This is a genomic window from Streptomyces sp. NBC_00019 (assembly GCF_045041015.1).
Classification (GTDB): domain Bacteria; phylum Actinomycetota; class Actinomycetes; order Streptomycetales; family Streptomycetaceae; genus Streptomyces.
Genome location: NZ_CP108302.1, coordinates 3,958,254 through 3,978,353, shown reverse-complemented (window position 1 = coordinate 3,978,353; position 20,100 = coordinate 3,958,254). Strand labels below are relative to the sequence as shown.

The 20,100-nt window shown below is 72.7% G+C and carries 13 protein-coding genes; 4 read left to right on the top strand and 9 right to left on the bottom strand.

The genetic code is table 11. The features are described from left to right. The first annotated feature begins 150 nt into the window (after positions 1–150). The 3 genes from ettA to OHU89_RS18780 are packed head-to-tail and all read left to right on the top strand — an operon-like array spanning position 151 to position 2,900. Complete coding sequence (gene ettA / locus OHU89_RS18790) at positions 151–1,815, top strand: energy-dependent translational throttle protein EttA (RefSeq protein ID WP_266892265.1); 1,665 nt, start codon at positions 151–153, stop codon at positions 1,813–1,815. A 6-nt stretch (positions 1,816–1,821) separates the two neighbouring features. Continuing rightward, positions 1,822–2,235 (top strand): thioesterase family protein, encoded by a 414-nt coding sequence (locus OHU89_RS18785; protein WP_266892267.1) that lies wholly within the window; start codon positions 1,822–1,824, stop codon positions 2,233–2,235. After that, complete coding sequence (locus OHU89_RS18780; RefSeq protein WP_405644348.1) at positions 2,232–2,900, top strand: hypothetical protein; 669 nt, start codon at positions 2,232–2,234, stop codon at positions 2,898–2,900. Before OHU89_RS18785 ends, OHU89_RS18780 begins: the two co-directional genes overlap by 4 nt. A 58-nt stretch (positions 2,901–2,958) precedes the next feature. On the opposite strand, the gene OHU89_RS18775 is transcribed toward OHU89_RS18780, so the two are convergent. The 4 genes from OHU89_RS18775 to OHU89_RS18760 all read right to left on the bottom strand — a co-directional run bounded on the left by OHU89_RS18775 (position 2,959) and on the right by OHU89_RS18760 (position 10,453). After that, complete coding sequence (locus OHU89_RS18775; RefSeq protein WP_405644346.1) at positions 2,959–3,921, bottom strand: ABC transporter ATP-binding protein; 963 nt, start codon at positions 3,919–3,921, stop codon at positions 2,959–2,961. Between the two features lie 55 nt (positions 3,922–3,976). Then, entirely contained in the window at positions 3,977–6,673 is a 2,697-nt protein-coding gene (locus OHU89_RS18770) for an FtsX-like permease family protein (RefSeq protein ID WP_405644344.1), read from the bottom strand. 1 nt (position 6,674) lies between these two features. Further along, entirely contained in the window at positions 6,675–9,902 is a 3,228-nt protein-coding gene (locus OHU89_RS18765) for an FtsX-like permease family protein (protein WP_405644342.1), read from the bottom strand. A 146-nt stretch (positions 9,903–10,048) separates the two neighbouring features. Next, on the bottom strand, positions 10,049–10,453 hold the full coding sequence (locus OHU89_RS18760) for a globin (protein WP_266892277.1): 405 nt from the start codon (positions 10,451–10,453) through the stop codon (positions 10,049–10,051). Positions 10,454–10,592: 139 nt separating this feature from the next. On the opposite strand from OHU89_RS18760, the gene OHU89_RS18755 reads away from it, so the two are divergent. After that, positions 10,593–11,579: a methyltransferase domain-containing protein gene (locus OHU89_RS18755; protein WP_405644340.1), complete on the top strand. Its 987-nt coding sequence runs from the start codon at positions 10,593–10,595 to the stop codon at positions 11,577–11,579. A 181-nt stretch (positions 11,580–11,760) separates the two neighbouring features. On the opposite strand, the gene OHU89_RS18750 is transcribed toward OHU89_RS18755, so the two are convergent. The 5 genes from OHU89_RS18750 to OHU89_RS18730 all read right to left on the bottom strand — a co-directional run bounded on the left by OHU89_RS18750 (position 11,761) and on the right by OHU89_RS18730 (position 20,074). Then, positions 11,761–13,365, bottom strand: a complete 1,605-nt coding sequence (locus OHU89_RS18750; protein WP_405644338.1) for an FHA domain-containing protein — start codon at positions 13,363–13,365, stop codon at positions 11,761–11,763. A 58-nt stretch (positions 13,366–13,423) separates the two neighbouring features. After that, a complete protein-coding gene (locus OHU89_RS18745) occupies positions 13,424–14,770 on the bottom strand; it encodes a vWA domain-containing protein (protein ID WP_405644337.1) in 1,347 nt (448 codons plus the stop codon). A 100-nt stretch (positions 14,771–14,870) separates the two neighbouring features. Continuing rightward, a complete protein-coding gene (locus OHU89_RS18740; RefSeq protein WP_405644335.1) occupies positions 14,871–16,214 on the bottom strand; it encodes a PP2C family serine/threonine-protein phosphatase in 1,344 nt (447 codons plus the stop codon). Next, on the bottom strand, positions 16,215–18,743 hold the full coding sequence (locus OHU89_RS18735; protein WP_405644333.1) for a tetratricopeptide repeat protein: 2,529 nt from the start codon (positions 18,741–18,743) through the stop codon (positions 16,215–16,217). It abuts the gene before it with no gap. Beyond that, a complete protein-coding gene (locus OHU89_RS18730; protein ID WP_405644331.1) occupies positions 18,740–20,074 on the bottom strand; it encodes a hypothetical protein in 1,335 nt (444 codons plus the stop codon). The genes OHU89_RS18735 and OHU89_RS18730 overlap by 4 nt, the downstream gene beginning before the upstream one ends. Between the last annotated feature and the right edge of the window lie 26 nt (positions 20,075–20,100).

The following is a 20,100-nucleotide window of genomic DNA, read 5'->3' as shown; positions in this document are numbered from 1 at the left end:
CACGTGCCGTCACGGCCGGGTCACCGCCGCCGGTCATGAAGCCCCAGGTCACGGCGCCCCGCCCATATGGGTTACCACCCAAGGGTGGACGTCAGGCAAGATGGGGTGTATCTGCCCACTGCCAGATTTCAAGCTGCCGGACGGTTTCTCTTGGCTGAGTACATCTACACCATGCGCAAGACGCGCAAAGCGCACGGCGACAAGGTCATCCTTGACGACGTGACGCTGAGCTTCCTGCCCGGCGCGAAGATCGGTGTGGTCGGGCCGAACGGTGCCGGTAAGTCCACCGTTCTGAAGATCATGGCGGGGCTCGAGCAGCCTTCCAACGGTGACGCGTTCCTGTCGCCCGGCTTCAGCGTCGGCATCCTCATGCAGGAGCCGAAGCTCGACGAGTCCAAGACGGTCCTGGAGAACGTCCAGGACGGCGCCGCCGAGATCATGGGCAAGCTCACGCGCTTCAACGAGGTCGCCGAGCTCATGGCGACCGACTACTCGGACGCGCTCATGGACGAGATGGGCAAGCTCCAGGAGGACCTGGACCACGCCAACGCCTGGGACCTGGACGCACAGCTGGAGCAGGCCATGGAGGCGCTGGGCTGCCCGCCCGGCGACTGGCCCGTCACCACCCTCTCCGGTGGCGAGAAGCGCCGTGTCGCGCTCTGCAAGCTGCTGATCGAGGCCCCGGACCTGCTCCTCCTCGACGAGCCCACCAACCACCTCGACGCCGAGTCGGTGAACTGGCTGGAGCAGCACCTCTCGAAGTACGCGGGCGCTGTCGTCGCCGTCACTCACGACCGGTACTTCCTGAACAACGTCGCCGAGTGGATCCTTGAGCTCGACCGCGGCCGCGCGATCCCCTACGAGGGCAACTACTCCACGTACCTGGAGAAGAAGGCCACTCGCCTCAAGGTCGAGGGCCGCAAGGACGAGAAGCGCGCCAAGCGCCTCAAGGAAGAGCTGGAGTGGGTCCGCTCCAACGCCAAGGGCCGCCAGACCAAGTCCAAGGCCCGCCTCGCTCGTTACGAGGAAATGGCGGCCGAGGCCGAGAAGATGCGGAAGCTGGACTTCGAGGAGATCCAGATCCCGCCGGGCCCGCGTCTGGGCTCCATCGTCGTCGAGGTCAACAACCTCTCGAAGGCTTTCGGCGACAAGGTCCTGGTCGACGACCTCTCGTTCACGCTGCCGCGCAACGGCATCGTGGGCATCATCGGCCCGAACGGCGCGGGCAAGACCACGCTGTTCAAGATGATCCAGGGTCTTGAGCCCGCGGACTCCGGTTCGGTCAAGATCGGCGACACGGTCAAGATCAGCTACGTCGACCAGAGCCGTGCCAACATCGACCCCAAGAAGACCCTGTGGGCCGTGGTGTCGGACGAGCTGGACTACATCAACGTGGGCCAGGTCGAGATGCCGTCGCGGGCCTACGTCTCCGCCTTCGGCTTCAAGGGTCCGGACCAGCAGAAGCCGGCCGGCGTCCTGTCCGGTGGTGAGCGCAACCGTCTGAACCTGGCGCTCACGCTCAAGGAGGGCGGCAACCTGCTGCTCCTCGACGAGCCCACCAACGACCTCGACGTCGAGACCCTGTCCTCGCTCGAGAACGCTCTGCTCGAGTTCCCGGGCGCGGCTGTGGTCATCTCCCACGACCGCTGGTTCCTGGACCGGGTCGCGACCCACATCCTCGCGTACGAGGGTGAGTCCAAGTGGTACTGGTTCGAGGGCAACTTCGAGTCGTACGAGAAGAACAAGATCGAGCGGCTGGGCGCCGAGGCCGCGCGTCCGCACCGCGCCACCTACAAGAAGCTGACCCGGGGCTGATCGATCTTGCGGCACATCTACCACTGCCCTCTGCGCTGGGCGGACATGGACGCGTACGGCCACGTCAACAACGTGGTCTTCCTCCGCTACCTGGAGGAAGCCCGTATCGACTTCCTGTTCCGCCCGGAGAAGGACTTCAAGCAGGGGTCCGTGGTGGCGCGCCATGAGATCGACTACAAGCGGCAGCTCGTCCACCGGCACACGCCCGTGGACATCGAGCTGTGGGTCACGGAGATAAGGGCGGCGTCCTTCACCATCTCCTACGAGGTGAAGGACGGCGCCGAGATCTACGTACGCGCCTCGACGGTCATAGTGCCGTTCGACTTCAAGACCCAGCGGCCGCGTCGGATCACCTCCGAGGAGCGGGAGTTCCTGGAGGAATACCGGGATGACGACGAGGAGGAGGCCGTCGCCGCATGACGGTGCTCCACCTAGCCGACGAGGGGGAGGCGGCGGATCTCGCGGCCTTCCTCTCCAGGCTGCTCCACTACGACCGTGGGGCCGCGGTGCGTCTGCAGGCGGCCGGTACCGCGCTCGCCGTCTTCGGGCGGCCGCCGTCCTTCGAGGTACTGGCGATCCGCGCGGCGCGGCTGGCGAAGCCGTACGAGAACGGGCTGGACGTCACGCTCGACGTGACCGTGTCCGCCGGGGAGTTGCTCGAGGCCGTCGATGAGACGGGCGCGACGGCCGTCGTGCCGGGGGCGGTCACCGGACCGCCCTGGGCCGGGGTGCTGCCGCCCCGTGGCGGGTGGCGGCCGGTGCCGGGGTTGCCCGCGCCTGAGGCGCTGCGGGCGATGGTCGGTGCGGGCGTCGCCGAATTCCGGGCCCGTACGGGGGAGTTGACGGCCGAGGGGCGTACGCGCGCCGAACTCGACCGGATCGGGCGGGAGATCTGGTCCCGGACGGTCGGGGACACGCATCTTCCGGTGCGAGCCGTGCACGCGGCGCAGTCGCTCGGGTTTCTGCGCGCCACCGGTGAGTTGGCGTTGCTCTCCTCCGGGGCGTGGCTTCGGCTTCGTACGCCCTATGGGTCCATCGCCGTACGGCGGGCGGGACTTGGGGCGCTGGACGTCAGCGTGCGCTGAGCGTCGTAACCCTCGGACGTCGCACCCCTCGATGTCCTGATCCTCGACGCCTTGCCCCTCAGAGGCGGTCGCTGTCGTCCGGCCATACGCCGATGTGGTCCGGTTCCAGTTCCAGTGCCACTCGGTCGCGCATGCCCAGGGTCTCCGTGTACTCGGCGGGGAGCTGGAGGCGGCCGGCCCGGTCGAGCATGGCGTACTCGCGCGCCACGACCGTCTCGTGGCCCGTCGTCGCGTCCACCTCGCTGCGGCGCAGGACCTCCGTGGAGGTGCGGCCGTCGCGGATGGCCACCGTGCGGCGGACCTCGCTCGCCACCGCCTGGTCGTGGGTGACGATGACGATCGTCGTGCCGAGGTGTTCGTTGGCGGTGCGGAACGCGGCGAAGATCTGTTCCGCGGTGTGGGAGTCGAGTTCGCCGGTGGGTTCGTCGGCGAGCAGGACGGCGGGGGAGTTGGCGAGGGCCACGGCTATCGCCACGCGTTGCTGCTGGCCGCCGGACATCTGGTTCGGGTGGCGGTCCCGGCAGTCGGCTATGTCCAGCAACTCCAGGAGTTCCAGGGCGCGTTCGGTCTGGGCCTTGCGGGCTTTGCGGGTGGTCCTGGTGGCCAGCTGCATCGGGAGGGTGACGTTCTGGGCGGCGGACAGGTAGGGGAGAAGGTTGCGGGCCGTCTGCTGCCAGACGAAGCCGACGGTCCTGCGGCGGTAGGCGAGGCGGTCCTTCGGGGTCATCGCCAGGAGGTCGTGGTCGGCCACGCGGGCCGCGCCGGCGGTGGGGGTGTCGAGGCCGGCGAGGATGTTCATGAGGGTGGACTTGCCGCTGCCGGACGCGCCTACCAGGGCCATGAGTTCGCCGTCGCGGACGAGGAGGTCCAGGCCCTGCAGGGCCTGGACCTCTATGCCGTCCGTGGTGAAGATGCGGACCAGGCGGTCGCAGGTGATGAGGGCATCGTGACCGTAGGTGGGGGCGTTGCGGGCCGTGGTGGCGCGGGTGGTCAGGTCCGCGAGGGTGGGGTTGGTGGTCACTGGGGGCTCCTCGGGTCGTCGGCCGGGGTGAGGCGGGGTGGGTTTCTCCGGCGGTTCATCTCGCGTCCCCCGCCCTCAGCTCCCCCACCGACCCCCGTCTCCCCGACCACCACGCCTGTATCCCCGCCACCCCGACCGTCACCAGCACCACCGAGGCCGCCGGGATCGCCAGGGACAGGGCGGACGTGCTCAACTCGGCCCGGCCCGCCGACGACGGGGCGGAAGCCAGGGCGATCGTCGTCAGGTCGATGCCCGGGGAGAGCAGGGCCACCGTCGCCCAGCCCGTCAGCGCGCCGCCCGCCGCGGCCAGTACCGCCTGGGGCAGGGACTCCAGGATCAGGAGGCGGCGGCCCTGGGCGCGGGTGAGGCCCATCGTGCGGAGGCGGGCCAGGAGCGCGGTGCGTTCGGGGGCCGAACGGAGGAGGGAGAGCAGCAGGGCCAGGACCGCGTAGCCCGCGCCCGCCGCGACCGCGGCCGTGTAGATGTCCTCGGCACCCGACTGGAGGGGGGAGTCGACGTAACGGGCACGTTCCTCCGACCTCAGCTGTACGTGGCCTGCCCCGGCCGTCGCCTTGCGCAGGGCCGTCGCGTTCAGCTGCGCGCCGGTCAGGAGCAGTGCCGTCGGGCGGGCCGCCGACTCGGGCAGTTCCGCCCGGTTCACGACCAGGAACTCCGTGCCGGACACCGCCGGAGTGCGGTCCCGGACCGTCGTGATGCGGACGGTGAAGGTGGTGCCGTCCTGGAGCCGCACGGGGATCGGGCGGGTGCCGTACGTGGCGGCCACCGTCGGGGAGGCCACCGCGGTCAGCACCTCCCGCGCCTTCGTCAACTCGCCCTTCTCGAAGGGGCCCAGGCCCGTCCGGGCGGCCAGTGCCGCGTATTCGGCCGGGTCCACGCCCACCAGCGGCGCCGACTGCCGGCCGTTGGCGAGCTGGGCGTCGTACGCGATGCTCACCGCCGTCGCGTCCCGCACGCCCGGCGTACGGCGGACCCGGTCGGGCAGGGCGGCGGGCAGGGGCTCGTTCGCGTCCACGCGGGCGTCCGCGCCGATGGCGAGGAGTGCCGCGTGGTCGCGGGCCTCGCTCACTCCGGTCAGGACCGAGCCGCCGAAGGCCGCCGTCGTCAGGGCGGTGAGCAGGGCGAGGAGGGGCAGGACCGCGGAGGCGGACGTACGGCCCGCGCGGGCCAGGGACAGATGGGCGACCACTCCGCGCAGGCGGCCGGCGGGGCGGGCCAGTCGGCGCAGGGGGAGCGGGTAGAGGCGGACCAGGGCCAGGGCCGCGATCACCCCCGTCAACACCGGGGCGACGTACGACAGTTCATCGCCCTGCGAGCCGCGTCGGCGCAGGGTCTCCACCGCGGCCAGGGCCAGCACGAGCAGGGTCAGTTCGGCGACCGTGCGGCGGCGGGACGGCCGGGCCGTCGCCACGTCCTCGCGGCCGGTGTGGATCCGTACGACCCGATGGGCGACCACCGCGCGCAGCGGCAGCGCGGCGCAGGCGGCGGTCGTGACCGCGGCGGCCGCCGCGAACGCGTACGTCCGGCGGCCCTCGGGGAGCAGCAGCAGGGCCGCGGTCAGGCCCAGGGCACCGGCCGGGACGGCCACCGTCGCCGTCTCCGCGAACAGTCGGCCCGCCAGACCGCGCAGGGACGCGCCGCGGGCCCGCAGCAGGGCGAGTTCGGTGCGGCGGCGGTCGGCCGCCAGGCCGCCCGCCATCAGCAGGACGACGGCGGCCACCGTGCCCGCGCCGACCGCGGCGACGGCGACCAGCGGGGTGACGCCCTCACGCAGCCGGTCGTAGGCGGTCAGGATCTCGTCGAGGTCGGTGTCCGCGTCCGTGAGCGGGCCGGTCACCTCACGGACCTTCTGGAGGGCCGGCCCGGACTCCAGGGACGCCACCGCAGACTTCAGACGCTCGGCGTCGTAGGCGTGCAGGGCGTTCGTGACGGGCGCCAACTGCCAGTACCGCCAAGGGGTTCCGGGCGTGCCCAGCAGCGCGGGGGCCGCCTCCGGGGCGAGCAGCAGGGCGCCGAGCCAGTACTTCTCCGCGTTCGCCCCGGGGAGGGGGACCAGGGAGGGGCGGTGCAGGACGGGGTGGGTCGACCAGTAGGCGCCCGCGGGGTCGCTCGGGGTGACGATGCCGGTGATGCGGACGACCAGCGGGTCACGGCCCTCGCCGGGTACGTGGATCCGTGAACCCACCTCGATGTGCAGGCCTTTGGCCGTCGCCGCGCTGACCGCCCCCTCGACCTCGGGCGTCGACGCGGTCACCGGGTCCGACGCGCGCGGCAGCCGGCCGGTGACCGAGCGGACGTGGTCGGCGAGGCCGTGCTGGGCGACCAGGGTGACCTGCGCGGGCGTACCGGTGGGCTGCGGGATCCAGGGGTCCGGCACCTCCATGCTGTTGGCGGTGCGCACGCCGTACGTCGACTGGCCGCGGTCGGCGACGACGGGCCGTTGGACCGTGTCGAGGATCTTCGCGTACTGGTCGGCGAGCGTCGCCGGGAGGACGTCGTGCTCCGAGATGATGCCGTACTCGGGCTGCGCGTACAGCTGCACGGTCGTCCGGTCCGGGCCCGCCTGCTCGACGGCGCCGTGCAGGCCCGCGTCCTCGTACCGGTCGACCGCGCGCGGGATGGCCGCGGCGAGACACGCGGTGAGCGCCACCATCAGGGCGAGGGCGAGTGCCGCACCGGGGGCGGCGCGCAGCCGGGTGCGGATCCACGGGGCCACGACAGGCCTGGACCTCATCTCACTCACCGCCCTGTTCCCTGAGTGCCACCACCGGATTCGCCCGCCGCAACGCCAACACCCCCGTCACCACCAGCGGCATCACCGCCACCGCCCCCAGCAGCACCACGGCCTGCGCGACCGGCAGCTCGACCAGCACCTCCGGCACCGGACGCGTCGCCTCGGTGGTCAGGACGACCAGAGGGATCACCGCCCGCGCCAGCACCGTCCCCAGCACCGCCCCCACCGACAGGGCCAGCGTCACCAGGACGCCCTGCTCCAGGGCGATCGTGCGGGCCAGCCTGCGGCGCGGGGCGCCCAGCGCGCGCAGCACCGCGAACTCCGGGTCCCGCTCCCGCAGGGACCCCGCCGCGCTCACCGCGAACCCGAGCGCGGCCAGCGCCGCCGCCACCCCGGCCGCCGCGGTGAACGCCGCCTCGGGGCCCGCCCCGAACGGGTCGTCGCGCAGCTCCTCGGCGATCTCGTCCCGTACGACGACCTGCGCGGGGTCCATGTCCGGACGGGCCCGCAACGCGGACGCCACCTCCGCGGGCCGGTCCGTCCGGAGCCACCACTCCGTCGGTGTGACGCTCTCGCCGTACCGTGCCTCCAACACCCGGTTCACGGACCGCAGATCGACCAGCAGGGCCCCGCCGTCGTTCACCGTCGTCGGCAGCGCCTCCACGGACGCCACGATCCGCACGGGCAGGGTCCGCCCGCCGAACGTCACATCGACACGCTGCCCCTTCCCGGCGCCCGCCGAGGCGAGGTAGCGGTCGGTGGCGACGGCCGTGATCTGCGGCTGCGCGGGCTGGGCGACCTGCAGGCGGACGGTCAACGAGGCGATGACATAAGGGTTGTCGGCCGGAATGTAACCGGTGCCGTACGCGGCCGTCGGCGGCTTCGGGCCGGTCACGCGCGGCTTGGTGGGGAGATTGCTGCCGTCCGCGTTCTCGACGATCCCGTCGGCGAGGGAGCTCACCGTCCAGTCGGCGGGCAACTGAAGCCGTCGTACGGACTTGTCGGACCGTACGGCCGACAACTCGCCCAGGATCAGGCGCTGTTGCTGTGCCCGGCCGATGGGCAGGGGCTGGACCAGCTGTACGTCGGTCAGTGTCAACGGGCCTGAGGGGACGGTCAGTTCGAGGGTGTGGGGGCGGCCGTCCCCGACGAGGGTGCCCGCCGGAACCCGGTAGGGGGTGCCGTAGCGGTCCTCCAGTGTCACCGTCACATCGGCGGTCGTGTCCGCGGAGGCGCCGCGCAGGGTCGCCGTCAGCCGCAGCCGGGAGGTGCCCGCCGGTATCCTCGCGCCCGCCGTATCGCCCTTCGGGCCGAGCCCGGTGAGCAGCGGGCGTACCGGCTCGGAGGCCAGGTCCTGGCGCATCAGCACGGTGTCCGCGGCGTGCGCGGTGTCCAGGGCCAGCACCGCCGCCGTGCGGTTGCCGGAAAGCGGCAGTTCCGTGCGGACGGCGGGAGCCGCCTGTCGTACGTGGTCGACGGCCGCGTACTCGTCGGTGCGGCCGAGGTCGTCCTGCCCGTTGGCCAGCACCCGCACCGGCACCCCCGCCCGGAAGTCGGCCTGGTCGTCCTGCGAACGGTCCCAGGAGGCGCCCTGGGCGATCGCCAGCATCCCGAGCGCGACGGCGAGGACCAGCAGCAGCACCGGACCCGCGCCGCGCCCCGGGCGCCGGCCGATCTGCCAGCCCGCGAGGGCGGCGGCCAGACCCCGCCCGGCGGCCGCCCGGCGTTCGGCGAGACGGGCCAGCGGCGGCAGCAGCCGCAGAGTGAGGACCGTACCGGCGAGGAGCGCCAGGGCGGGGGCGGCGACCAGCAGCGGGTCCACACCGAGGGCGCCGGAGCTGTCGCCGGTGACGGCACCGGTGGTCTGTCCGCTGAGCTGCCAGTACGCGACCCCGGCGATCACCAGCAGCCCGATGTCCGCGCCCGAGCGCAGTGCGCCCGGCAGCGCGCGGGCCCGGCCGGTCGAGAAGGAGGACGTCAGCGCGGGCAGGGTCACCGCCAGGGCGCAGCCCAGCGCCACACCGGCCGCCACCAGCCACACCCCGATCCGTCCGCCGGCCGGCACGTCGAGACGCAGCCCGATCCGGGCCAGCGCGCCCTGTCCGGCGAGCAGCCGGGTCAGCGGTCCGGCCAGCAGGGGCGCGAGCGCCACCGCGGGTACCGCGAGCAGCAGCGCCTCGGTGGCGGCCAGGCCCGCGACCCGGGGCCGGGAGGCGCCGCGGGCCCTGAGTAGCCGGGTCTCGCCCGTGCGTTGGGAGCTGAGCAGCCGGGCCACCAGGAGCAGCGCACAGCCCGCGAGCAGCCCCAGTTGGAGCGCGACGATCAGCAGGGTGGAGCGCGAGACGAGCAGGGAGCGGTCGATGCGGTCGAGGACGGCGGGCAGTTGGGTGTTCGCGGCCGTCGTGCCGCTCAGCGCGGACTCGCCGCGCATCGCCGCGCTGCCGCCGAGGGCCGCCTCGCGCAGCGCGTCGATCCGGCCGGTCGTCAGCGTCGAGAAGTCGGCTGTCGCCAGCCACGCCGACGCCCCGGCGCTCACCCGGCCGTCGGCCAGCGCTTCGGGGGCGGCGAGCAGGGGGCCGTACGTCGTGAAGTCGAGCTTGTTGACTCCGCGGCCGTGCAGATCGTCCAGGAGCTGCCAGTACGGGGCGTCCGTGCGGGCCGGCCGGTACAGGCCGACGACCGTGATCCGCACGTCCGGGCCGTCCAGGCGGTCGACGAGGGTGAGGCGGGTGCCGGGCTTCAGCTTCAGCAGCCGGGCGGCGCTCTGCGGGAAGGCGACCTCGTCCACGGCGGAGGGCATCCGGCCCTCGGCGATCCGTACCTGCGACCTGTCCAGTGCCGCGAAGTGCGTCAGATCCGGGTCCTCGGACCGCTCGGCGGCGGGCTGGAGCGAGCGGGGCAGTGCGTACGGGCCCGACCGCAGGAGCTTGTGCACGGTCACCGGCAGTCCGTCGAAGGTCTTCCGTGCCCCTTCGCGTACGGCGGTGTCGGCGGCCGTACGCTCCTCGGCCGGGACGTCGGCCTTGACGACCAGCGCGGTGTCGGCGGCGTTGCGGGTGTCGGTCAGGGAGTGGCGCAGGGCCGCGTCGCCGATCGCGCCCGAGTAGGCGGTGAGGGTCGCCAGGACCGCCGTGGTCAGCAGGACCGCCAGCAGCGCGGCGGCGAGCAGCGGACGATGCGCCCGCGCACGCAGGAGGACGAACCGCGCGAATCCCCCGAACCCCGTCACTCTGACCCGGCCCCCCGCCGTGTTGTCCAGACCTCCCGGCGATGTTGTCAGAGGACAGTGGGGGCGGGTAAGCGGTTGTGGACCGGGCTTGACCGGATCGTGATCGGAATCCGGCGTCGAACGACCGGAATCCGGGACTCAGCCGGTCAGCTCGCGGTGTTCACCATCGAGGCCGCGGCGTACGTCAGGTAGTTCCACAGCGTGTGCTCGTGCTCCTCGGACAGACCGAGCTCGTCGACGGCGACCCGCATGTGCTTCAGCCAGGCGTCGTGCGCCGCGCGGTCCACCTGGAACGGGGCGTGCCGCATCCGCAGCCGGGGGTGGCCGCGGTTCTCGCTGTACGTCGTCGGACCGCCCCAGTACTGCATGAGGAACAGCGCCAGCCGCTCCTCGGCCGGGCCCAGGTCCTCCTCGGGGTACATGGGCTTCAGGATCGGGTCCCCGGCCACACCCTCGTAGAAACGGTGGACGAGGCGGCGGAAGGTCTCCTCCCCGCCGACCTGCTCGTAGAAGGTCTGCTCCTGAAGCGTGCCGCGCGGAATCTCTTTCACCGGTCCATGGTCTCAGACGGGGTGGCCCAGGACTTGAGGCCTAGGACCCCTCCCCGGACCTCCCCCACGGGAAGCGGGAATTCCGGATCGGTCGGTTGTGGTGCTCGCTTCGGGACCCGTCCCGCAGGACAGTGGACATATGGGTGCGCATGCTCTCCACAAGGACCTGGACGTCGTCGCCGCCGAGGCGCGGGCCGCGCTGGTGGACCGGATCGACGCGAGCGGGGCGTGGGCGGACGACCCCGTGTGGCGGAGGGCCTTCGAGGCGGTGCCACGGCATGTGTTCGTGCCGTACTACTACGTCGGCGTCATGGGCGGCTACGAGCGCCGGTGGGGCGAGAGCCCCGACCCGCGCACGCGCGAGCGCTGGGTGCGCGGCGCCTACGCCGACGCCCCGCTGGCCACCCGGATGCGCGACGGTGAGCTGGTCTCCTCCAGCAGCCAGCCCTCGCTGATGGCGATGATGCTGGCGGCACTGGAGGTCGAGGACGGCGCCAGGGTCCTGGAGATCGGTGCGGGTACGGGATACAACGCGGCCCTGCTCGCGCACCGGCTCGGCGACGACGGCCTCGTCACGACCATCGACCTGGAACCGGAGATCACCGAGGCGGCGCGGCAGCACCTGGCCGCCGCCGGGTACCGCCCGCTCGTGGTCACCGGCGACGGCGCGCGCGGGGTGCCCGAGCGGGCCCCCTTCGACCGGATCATCGCGACCTGCACCCTGACCTCGATCCCGCAGGCCTGGCTCGCCCAGTGCGCCCCCGGCGCCCGGATCCTCGCCCCCCTCGCCACCGGCCTGATCGCGCTGACCGTCCGGGACGCGGGGCACGCCGAGGGCCGCTTCCTGCACACGCCCGCCTACTTCGTGCCGCTACGGGGCGAGGGGCGCCCGGAGCCGGAGCCTGCCCGGCTCGGCGGGGTGCCGCGCCGGGCCCGGGAGAACGAGCTGTTCCGCTTCCTGCTGGAGCTGAGCCAGGGCAGCCTCGAGCCGCAGGAGGCCTACCAGTTGTGGGAGCGCGAGGGATGGCCGCTGCGGGAGCGGTACGGGATCACGGTGAGCGGCGGACGCGAGTGGGCGTGGCTGGACGATCCGGAGGGACCGTACGCGTGGCCGCTCGGTGGCTGACATGGCGGAGGAAGTCGGTGCGGTGAGAGTGGCCGGCGGGCCGGAAGCGGCGGCTCGGTGGGGGCGGCGGGCGTGAGTGGGCGTGGCTGGATGGCCGGGAGGGGCTGTACGCGTGGCCGCTCGTAGCCGACATGGCGAAGGGGCCCGGCGCATTTCGCGCCGGGCCCCTTCGTCGTCATGACTAGCCGCGGCGGACCGTGATCGTCGTCCAGGCGCCCACGTGCACGCGGTCGCCGTCCTGGAGCGGTACCGGGACGAAGGGCTGGATGGGCTCCTCCGCGCCGTTGACCGTCGTGCCGTTCGTCGAGTTCTGGTCGACGACCGCCCAGGTGCCGTCGGGCTGCTGGACCAGCACGGCGTGCTGGTGCGAGACGCCCGGGTCCTCCGGCGGCACCGACAGATCGATGTCGGGGGTGTCTCCGGTGGAGTGCCGGCGGCGGCCGATGGTGATCTGGTTGCCGGTGAGGGTGCGCTGCTGCTCGGGCGAGTACGCGGGCAGGTTGAGCCCCGCGGCCTCGGGGCCGGAGCGCTGCATCATCGCCATGAAGTACTCGCGGTCCGGACCGATCGTCGCCGACCATGTCGCGGGCTGCTGCGGGTAGCCGGGACCGGGTCCGGGCGGGGGCTGGGTGGAACCGGGCTGCGGGTAGCCGTAGCCGCCGCCGGGACCGCCGGGTGCGGTGGAGGACGGCGGGGAGATCACCCAGTCGTCGTCACCGCCGCCGAAGCCACCGGGACCGCCGGGACCGGACGGCTGGAAGGCCGAGGGGGCGCCACCGGCCGCACCGGGGCCGGCGGGCGGCGTCGGTCCGGGAGGCGGAGGCACCGGCCGCGACGGGTCGCCGCCGAAGGCGGAGGGGGCACCGGGGGCACCAGGGCCGCCGGGGCCGTCGTAACCGCCGGGCCGACCGGGGGCGCCAGGTCCGCCAGGTCCACCAGGTCCGTCGTAGCCGCCAGGTCCGCCGGGCCGACCGGGACCGTCGTAACCGCCGGGTCCACCGAAGCCGCCAGGGCCGCCGGGAGCGTTGGGGCCGTCGAAGCCTCCCTGGCCACCAGGTCCGCCGGGACCGTCGTAACCGCCGGGGCGACCGGGTCCACCGGGTCCGTTGTAACCGCCGGGTCCGCCAGGAGCGTTGGTGCTGCCGGGTCCGCCGGGGCCGTCGAGGCCGCCCTGGTTGCCGGGGCCACCAGGTCCGTTGGGGCCGCCGAAGCCTCCCGGACCGCCGAAGCCACCCTGGTTGCCGGGGCCGCCCTGGTTGCCCGGGCCGCCGGGTCCGCCGAATCCTCCGGGGCCGTTCGGGCCGGGCGGCGGGGGCGGGCCTCCGGCCGGGCCGGAGGGGTCGTTGCCGAAGGGCGGGATCGGTTCGGCGGGACGGTTCATCTGGGACGGGCGGGAGCCCTGGTACTCGTACGAGTCACCGGCGCCGTACGACGAACCCTGCGGCGGTCCCTGGAAGCGGACGCCCGGGCCGGGGGCCGGCGGGCGCGGGGCGGCCGGGGTGTACGAGGTGGCCGTGTTCGTCAGGAAGTTCCACCGGCACTCCTCGCAGAACGGCGCACCGCCCTCACGGGGCGTACGGCACTGCGGGCAGAGCTCCGGCTCGTGGTCCGGGACGGCGGACAGATGCGGCGGGCGCCCACCGGGCTGACCCGGCGGCGGGAAGCCGTAACCGCCACCGGGCGGCGGCGGGGGAGGGGGCGGAGGTACGGCACCAGCCATGCGGTGACCGCAGACCTCGCACCAGTCGTCGGAACCCGACTGGTGTCCGTTCGGGCAGGTCGGCATGTCGGCGCGTCCCCCTCTCCTTCTCTGTCCTACCAGGGTCCTGCTAGGTCACTTCTGGTCACTTCTTTACACGAACAGTCTTTGTGGACCGCGTCTCGAGAGTCATCTCGTCCGCTTCCGCGACCTTCGCCTTCAACCGCACAGTACCTGTCGCGGCATCGACCACGTCCACCACCTTCGCAAGCAGTTTCGCAGTATCGGCGTTCCCGGAGGCACTCGCGAGCTGAACGGCCCGGCCCAGTTTGGCCGTTGCTCCATCCATATCGCCCGCTTTGCGAAGATCGAGGCCTTGTTGGATGGCTTGTGCCAGTTCGGCCTGGCCGGTGTAGTGGGCGACCTGAGGGTTGATCGATGTCGAGGCGACCATGTCGTCGGTCCACACGGCCCGTACGAGACCCTGCGCGCCCAAGTTCTGCGCGGAGCCGTCGGGTTGGGGGACGACCAGGGAGACCCGGGCGGCCAGCATCTCCTGGCCGAGGTCGGCGGCCGGGACCTCCACGCAGAGGTGGTAGTCACGGGACTCGTCTCCCCAGGAACCGGTGGGATAGTCCCCGGCGCGCGGGCCGGCCTCGGTGCGCCGGTCGGTCAGCTCCACGACCGTGGGAGCGACCTGCTTGACGAACTTGATGGTGGTGCCGACCGGTGTCCACACCCGCAGGGAGACGTCCGCGACCTCCTTGCCCATGGCCGTTTCCATCATCTGTGTGAAGTCGGCGGCGAGCGCGGCCGGGTCGGCAACGATGTCCGCGGTGCCGAGCAGGGCCGAGGCGATCCCTGTGACTTCACTCACTTCCCAGTCGGTGCCCACGCCCCGGGCGTCACAGGTGAAGCGTCCGGCGCAGGCGTCGAGGGAGGCCTTGAGGTCCTGCGCCGACTCGTGTTCGTTGCGGCCGTCGGTGAGCAGGATGCCGTGGCGGATGGTGACGTCCGCCGAGGACAGCAGCCGGTCGGCGAGCCGCAGCCAGGTGCCGATGGCGGTGCCGCCGCCCGCGCTGAGCTTGCGCAGGGCCTGCTTGGCCTGGTCGCGGGTGGTGGAGTCGGCGACCGCGAGCCGGCCCCCGCCCGGGTACACCTCCCTGGCCACGTGCGTGCCGCCGATCACCGCGAAGTGCACCCCGTCGCGCAGGGTGTCGATGGCGGCGGCGGTGGCGTCCCGGGCGTTGCGCATCTTGGTCGGCGGATAGTCCATCGACCCCGAACAGTCGACCATGATCGCCACGGCCGCGTCCGGTCCCTGTCCCGGTGTGAACAGGTGCGGTGCCGCGACGGCGCTGCCGATCGTGCCGCCACCGGTCGCGGTCACCGTGACGATGCCGTTGACCTCGCGGGCGCCTTCCGGCAGGTACTCGTTCTGATATACGTCCATCGAGAACTGCGGCACGTTGGACTTCGAGAAATTGGCCATGCCTGCTGAATCCCCCTCGCAGACCCCACGGTTGTCGTGAGGTGATGACTGTGTGCGGACCGGTCCCCTCCGATCCGCTGAGACGTCCCCGAAATCGGCCTCAGGCCGATCCTGCCCCCTGCGGCGGGGCGGGGAACGGGACGAGGGCCACTGTTACGTTGTCGTGGCCCCCGCCGTCCAGCGCGTGACCGACGAGCACCTGTGCGCTGTGCAGCGGGCGCACGGCCGCGTCGAGCGGTACGGCCTCGGCCATCTCCTGCGCCGCCTCGGCGTAGTTCCACAGTCCGTCGGTGCACACCACCACTACACCCGCACGGTCCGGCTTGAAGGAAGCGGTGTGCGGCTCCAGCTCGTACGCGTCCGCGCCGAGCCAACCGGTGATCGCGTGGGCGCGCTCGTCGGCGTAGGCCTCCGCCTCGTTCATCAGACCCGCGGCGACCATCTGGGCGGCCCATGAGTCGTCCTCGGTGAGCCGGGCCGGCAGCGAGCTGCGGTCGACCGGGACCCAGTAGGCGCGGCTGTCGCCGACCCAGCCGACGACCAGCAGTCCGGACGTCACGATCGCGCCGACGATCGTGCAGGCCGGGGCGTTCTGGTGCGGGGCGTGCTCACGGGCCGTGGCCGGTTCCGCGGCCAGCGAGTTGACCGCGCGCGAGGCGGCGACGATCGCGTCGTGCATGGCCTGCTGCGGGTGGGTGCCGCGCGGCAGGGCGGCGAGCACCGACTCGCTCGCCGCGCGGGACGCGGCCAGGGAGGCGTCGTCGGGGCGGGTCGCCGAGGAGACGCCGTCGCAGACGATCGCCATGGCGGCGGTCCGGCCGTCGGGCAGGGTGGCGTTGCCGATGGCGAACGCGTCCTCGTTGCGGTGGTGGCGCAGGCCCCGGTCGCTGACGGCGGCGATCGGGCCGGACTCCTGCTCCATGTGGTCGCGTTCGCGCGGCTGGGCGTGGCCGCAGTTCTCGCAGTAGCCGTCGTGGTCGACCCGTCCCGCACGGCAGGCGACGCACACCTTGACGCCCTCCGCAGGGGTCGGCGTCTCCTGGGCGACGCGCGGGTCGGGCGCCTGGAGCGGGTACTCGTCCGGCTCCGGCGGGCGGTCGAAGCGCACGCCGGTGACGGGGGAGACCGGGGAACCGGTGGGCGGGAGCTCATGGGCACCCGCCGCGGGCACGGCCGGCAGCTCACGGCCGCCGGAGTCGGTGCCCGCCAGGTCCGTCGGCAGATGGGTGGCCGGCGGGGTGCCGGAACCGGCCGGCTCGGAGGCGACCGGCCAGGGGACCCCCTCGGCCGGACCCGAGCCGTTGACGACGAGCGTCGGATCGTCGTCGGGCGGGGCGGGTACGGCGGACAGGTCATATCCGCACGCACCACAGAAACGGTCACCCGACTCGAGGGGTTCCTCGCAGCTCGGGCACGCGGACAGCTGGGGCATCTGCGACATCAACTACACCCACGTCCGGGGGCGGTAACGATTGGCACGTTCCACCAGGTCGATCCTCTCCTCGCCGCCTCGGGCCAGCCGGGCCAGCGTGCGGTACGAACGCTCCAGGCCGAAGCGGAGTCCCCGCTCGTCCAGTTCGCTGCCGAGCAGTACCCGGCGTGCGGACGGTGCGGCGCCCTGGCCACCGGAGAGTATCCAGTCCAGCGCGGAGCCGAGAACTTCCGCGGACAACTGCTCCCGGCGCGCCGGATCCAGCCCGTACGCGTCCAGCGCCTCGACCTGCCCCGCGGCCGCGGTCAGGTCGTCCAGGAACGGTACGTCACCGGCGGCCGCCGTGCGTCCGCGCAGTCGCGCCCGTACGGCGGCCACGCGGGCGGCCGTGTAATGGATGGACGACTCCGGCACCGACTCCAGCGTCCGTACGGCGCCGGTGCGGTCCCCGCTCGCGAGCTGGACGCGGGCCAGACCGAAGGCGGTGCTGACGTAGCTGGGGTCGGTCGACCACACGAGACGGTAGTACTCGGCCGCGTTGTCGAGCTGTCCCAGCACCTCCGCGCACAGGCCGAGCGCCAGCTTCGGCGCGGGCTCGCCCGGGAAGGCGTCGTAGATCGCGTCGAAGGCGAGCGCGGCGGCCTCGTGATCGCCGGTGACGAGCGAGGCGACACCGCGGTACCAGACCACCCGCCAGTCGTCGGGCCGCTCCTCCTCCAGCCGCCGCAGGGCCTCCAGCGCGGTGTGGGCGTCCCCGTTCTCCAGCCAGGCCCGGATCTGCCGCAGCCGTGTCTCGACGGAGGGCGCGGGCGCGGCGCCGAGCGCCCCCAGCAGCTCGGCGGCCGCGGTGGCCATGAGCCCGGCGAGGAAACCGGCGTTGGGATCGGAGGGGTCGACCCGGGGAACAGGCAGGGCCAGGGCCGCGGCCGGTGTCCCCACCGTCTTGACGAGGGACTCGGTGCTGCCGAGGGTCGGGATGACCCCGCCGCCGGCCGAGAGCTGCGGAAGGGGAGCAGGGGACCGGCGGCGGGTGACGGCCACCCGCGCCCCCAGCCGGGACACGTCGCCGTCCAGCTTCGGGAACAACTCCGTGTCCGTCACCCGCAGTTCGGGACCGAACAGCGTCGACAGCGCGGGCCGGGCGCGCCCCGTCTGAAGGGACACGACCTCCCGCAGTACGCCCGTCAGCTGCTCGGCCATCTCCTGTGCGGAGGCGAACCGGCGGGCCGGGTCCGGGTCGGTCGCGCGGACCAGCAGCCGGTAGAAGGACTCGTACTGGCGGAAGACCTCGATGTTGTCGGGGTCCGGCAGCGAGTCCACGAAGACGTTCGTGTAGCCCTGGAAGTCGAAGGCCAGGACCGCCAGCGTCCGCGCCACCGTGTACAGGTCGGAGGCCACCGACGGGCCGACCTCCGCCACCTCCGGCGCCTGGTAGCCCACCGTGCCGTAGATGGCCGACTCGTCGTCGTCCATCCTGCGCACCGCGCCCATGTCGATGAGCTTGAGCTGGTCCTCGGTCTGGATGGCGTTGTCGACCTTGAAGTCGCAGTACAGCAGATTGCGGCTGTGCAGATGGCCGAGGGCCTCCAGGGCCTCGATGCCGTACGCGCAGGCCTGCTCCACCGGCAGCGGGTCGCGCTTGCCGGCAGGGGTGCGGCGGTCGTTGGCGATCTCCTTGAGCGACTTGCCGCCGACGTACTCCATGACGATGTAGCCGTCGAGCGAGCCGGTGCGCTGGTCGAGGTGCTCGACGAAGTTGTAGATCCGCACGATGTTGGAGTGCTCGATCTCCGCCAGGAAGCGCCGCTCGGAGATGGCGGCGGCCATCGCGTCCTGGTCACCGGTGTCCAGAAGGCCCTTCAGCACCACCCAGCGGTCGGACACCGCGCGGTCCACCGCGAGATAGACCCAGCCCAGACCGCCGTGCGCCAGACAGCCCACGACCTCGTACTGGCCGTGCACGATGTCACCGGCGTTGAGCTTCGGGATGAAGGAGTACGGGTTCCCGCACTTCGTGCAGAAGCCCTCGGTGCGGCCAGGGCGTTCCCCGCGGGAGCGGCCCACCTGCGCCCCGCAGTCCGAGCGGGAGCAGAACCGCTTGCGCTCGGGGACCTCCGGGTTCTCCAGGACCATCGCGCGCGGGTCGGGCCGCGGCACGTCCGGGACCTGGACCAGGCCCACGCCGAGCCGGCCGCGGGCACTGGTGTTGGTGCTGGACCCGGAGCTGCGCACCGACACCGAGCGGCCCGTCGTACGCCCCGACAGGGCGCGCGAGAGGCGTCCCGACACCGAGCGCCGGGACTTCGACGACTGCGACGACGTACGGGAACTGGTACGGCTGCTGGCGCGCGAACTGCTGCTGCCCGAACCGCGGGAGCCCTTGCCGCCGCCGGTGATGCCGGTCGGCGGGGAACCCACCATGCCCTTCGACGACACCACCGGTGCGAGACCGCAGGTGTCGCAGTACAGTTCGCCGCCGCCCACGTCCTCGTACGAACCGCCGCAGCCGGGCCGCTGACAGGTCTGCTGTGCCTCACTCATGACTGGGCCTCCCCCCTACGGTCCTCGGGCCCGCTCTGCTCCGGCACCCGCGGGGTGCGGAACAGATCGGCGGCCGCCTGCTGATAGCGCAGGACGGCCTGTTCGGCGACGCGCAGATCGCAGGGCGCGCTCCACAGCATGCGGCGCGCCGCGTCGTACCGCTCGATGAGGAACGGATCCTCGGCGAGGCCGTGCCGGGCGACCTTCGCCTTGTACGCGTCGAGGCGGCCGCGCAGCTCCGCGCGGACCGCCAGTGGCTGGGTGACCGCGGTCAACGACTCGCGGGCACGCAGCAGTTCGTCCTCCGCCTTCTGCTCCAGGGACTCCAGGAGCGGCGAGAGGCGGTGCCACTGGGCCTGTCTGCGGTACTCGGCGGCTGTCGCCAGCTGCTCCTGCAGCACGGTCGGCGGTCCGCTGACGACCGGTACCTCCGTGGCGGCGATCTTCGCCAGCACCTCGCCGCGCGCGATGCGGGCCTCGGCGAGCGTACGGTCCGCGCGGGACAGCACGTCACGCAGCCTGACCAGGCGCTGCTCGGCGTCCTGGCGGACCGTCAGCACCGCGTCGATCTCCCGGCGCACGTCCTCCAGGGCGCGCGCCTCGCGGTCGTACACCGTGGTGTCGGGCCGGCCGCCGCCCGGTGCCGAACTCCCCTGCGTCGGCAGCCAGTACGCCAGCGGGTCCGACACCACCTGCTCACGCAGATGCGTCAGCGTGCGCGTGATGCGCTCCAGGTCGTCGCCGGCCGGGTGCTCGCCCGGGCGGACGCCGACGGAGTGCGCGAGCTTGCGGGTGCGCTGGAGCTCCGCGGCCAGTAGATCTATGCGCGCGGGCAGCGCCGACCACACCGCGTCGGAGGCGACGACCATGTCGAGGCTCGTCGCGTACAGCTCATTCATCCGGTCGACGAGTGTGACCAGGCTGAACTGCTCGCTCAGCTTCCCCGAATTGCCGTGCAGGGTCGGTGCGTTGGCCGTCGCCGTGGCGCTGCCGGCCACCGTGACCGACTCGCCGCGCAGCAGCTCCGTCAGCTCCGCCAGATCGCCCTGGCTGGACCAGCGGCGACGGGACCTGATCTCCCGTGCGCTGCGCAACGCGTCCGTGTACGCGTCGAAGTACGCCCACAGCAGCGTGATCGACGCCTCCGCGGACGTCCAGCGGTCCTTGGTGACACCCGTGAGCGCGGCGCCCTCGAGCAGTCTGCGGCCCGAGTGGTCCTGCAGGGCGAGGAGTGAGGTCTCGATCGCCTCGTACTCCGCGCCGAGCCGCGCCAGCGCACGGTCCACCTCGTCCCGGTCCATCACCGGCCCGGGGGGTCCCGTGACGCCCATCGATCACCTCTCGCTGCTGGGTTGTC